This is a genomic window from Bathymodiolus platifrons methanotrophic gill symbiont, assembly GCF_002189065.1.
Classification (GTDB): domain Bacteria; phylum Pseudomonadota; class Gammaproteobacteria; order Methylococcales; family Methylomonadaceae; genus Methyloprofundus.
Genome location: NZ_BDMN01000191.1, coordinates 1 through 2,026 on the forward strand (window position 1 = coordinate 1; position 2,026 = coordinate 2,026).

The 2,026-nt window shown below is 40.5% G+C and carries 3 protein-coding genes; all 3 read left to right on the plus strand.

Annotation, left to right across the window (positions count from 1 at the left end; genetic code table 11):
• The first annotated feature begins 359 nt into the window (after positions 1-359).
• The gene (locus CDZ78_RS11515) at positions 360-1,211 is read left to right on the plus strand and encodes an FAD-dependent oxidoreductase (RefSeq protein ID WP_087870147.1); all 852 of its coding nucleotides are present in this window, start codon (positions 360-362) and stop codon (positions 1,209-1,211) included.
• Positions 1,211-1,342, plus strand: coding sequence for a hypothetical protein (locus CDZ78_RS24090; RefSeq protein WP_307190494.1), 132 nt, complete (start codon positions 1,211-1,213; stop codon positions 1,340-1,342). Before CDZ78_RS11515 ends, CDZ78_RS24090 begins: the two co-directional genes overlap by 1 nt.
• 171 nt (positions 1,343-1,513) lie before the next feature.
• The gene (locus tag CDZ78_RS24095; protein ID WP_307190495.1) at positions 1,514-1,765 is read left to right on the plus strand and encodes a hypothetical protein; all 252 of its coding nucleotides are present in this window, start codon (positions 1,514-1,516) and stop codon (positions 1,763-1,765) included.
• Positions 1,766-2,026: the final 261 nt, after the last annotated feature.

Below are 2,026 nucleotides of genomic sequence, written 5' to 3' on the forward strand. Positions count from 1 at the left end.
TAACGCCACCATGAGATAATTTTTCACTTTCAATGGCGGCATACCGTCGCTTATTTTTTTCACAAAGTGAGTCATAAAATTTCTTCATCGACTTTTCGATATTTTTTTTATAAGGAAATGACATAAGACAACCACTGAGTAATAAATTAAGATAACCTTAATTTAGGGGAGATATTTCATTATTCAAGCTTGGCTGCTTCAGGAAGTTATTTCGTGCACATTCCTAAATATCAAGGCAAAAGATAAATTAGAGTTTAATAAAGTGATGATTGCATTTTATGACTCTGAAGATTATTTAACGGCATTAGAATACTTGCTGAACTACTATATTGAACACAATCAACATATAAAAAATTAAAATGGCTCATTATGATTATGACCTGTTTGTGATTGGTGCTGGTTCCGGAGGTGTTCGCGCGGCGCGTATGGCCGCTGGACTTGGCGTTCGGGTGGCAATTGCTGAAAATCGGTATCTTGGCGGTACTTGCGTTAATGTGGGCTGTGTGCCGAAAAAACTCTTTGTGTATGCTTCTCACTTTCGCGAAGATTTTAGTGCGGCAGAGGACTTTGGTTGGTCAGGTATTAATCCTGAATTTGACTGGGCACATTTGCTGGCACAGAAAAATCAGGAAATATCACGATTACAAGCTGTTTATGATGGCTTGTTAAAGAATTCGGGAGTGATCTTATTTGAAGAACAGGCTAGTTTAGTTGATGCGCACACAGTTCGGGTGGGTAATCAGTTGCTTAAATGTGAGCGAATTCTGGTTGTCACTGGTGGCTGGCCTTCTGTACCTGATATTCCAGGTAAGGAATTTGTGGTCACCTCAAATGAAATGTTTGCATTGGAGCAACTACCTAAGCGAATCACAATTGTGGGAGGTGGTTATATCGCCGTGGAATTTGCCGGAATTATGCATGGCTTAGGTGTGCAGACGACGCTTTGTTATCGTGGCGATAAAATACTACGTGGGTTTGATGAGGATATCAGAGATTTTGTCGCTCAAGAAATGCAGAAAAAAGGTGTCAATATTTTGTTTAATACCGATATCAATGTCATTGAGCAAAATGACATTGGTTTTATAGCACATACCGGCCAAGACCAGCTGTTGGAATCCGATTTAATTTTACATATAACTAGGGTCAGAGTAAGGTTAAATGTGATACGCTTACCCCTAAGAACCCGAAAACTTATTTCAGAAGGAAATTAATGGCTCGACTCCCGAGAATCACGCTAGCAGGTGTGCCAGTGCATCCTGTACAGCGAGGAAATAATCACCAGGTTTGTTATGGTTCTGAAGAAGATCAGTGCGCCTACGCAGAATGGTTGAAAACTACTTGAAGAAGTATGAAATAGATATACACGCTTGGGTATTCATGACGAACCATGTGTACCTGCTGGAAGTTTATCGATACATAAAACTCAACCGAGTGAGAGCAGACTTGGTGAAGATCCCGCTGAATACTCTTGGTCAAGTTATCAGATTAATGCATTGGGGAAGTCCTCTGATTTATGTACACCACACCCAGAGACTTGAGCTTAGGCAAGACAGAGTATGATCGGCTGAAAAACTACAGAGCATTGTTTTCTCATCATGTGGATGATAATAAGCTTCTGGAGGAGATTAGATCGAATACAAACAAGGGGATGGCAATTGGTAATGATTACTTTGAGGAGCAAATGACTACGCTTATAGGAAGGAAGGTAGTACCTGAGAAAGGCGGTCGACCAATTGGTTGGCGGAAGGCTAAAAATGGGAGTTAACTTTACTATGACCCCAGTTATAGAAATACAGCCTTAATCATTATAATTCAACATGTTAATGTGTCACTGGTAGCGGCATTACTGGCTGACCCCTTGATTGTACACCACACCCAGATACTTGAGCTTAGGCAAGACAGAGTATGATCGGCTGAAAACTACAGAGCATTGTTTTCTCATCATGTGGATGATAATAAGCTTCTGGAGGAGATTAGATCGAATACAAACAAGGGGATGGCAATTGGTAATGATTACTTTGAGGAG

What these genes read in the sequence shown, in the direction of transcription:
- CDZ78_RS11515 (WP_087870147.1), top strand. Translation starts at nt 360, where the DNA reads ATGGCTCATTATGATTATGACCTGTTTGTGATTGGTGCTGGTTCCGGA.
- CDZ78_RS24090 (WP_307190494.1), top strand. Translation starts at nt 1,211, where the DNA reads ATGGCTCGACTCCCGAGAATCACGCTAGCAGGTGTGCCAGTGCATCCT.
- CDZ78_RS24095 (WP_307190495.1), top strand. Translation starts at nt 1,514, where the DNA reads ATGTACACCACACCCAGAGACTTGAGCTTAGGCAAGACAGAGTATGAT.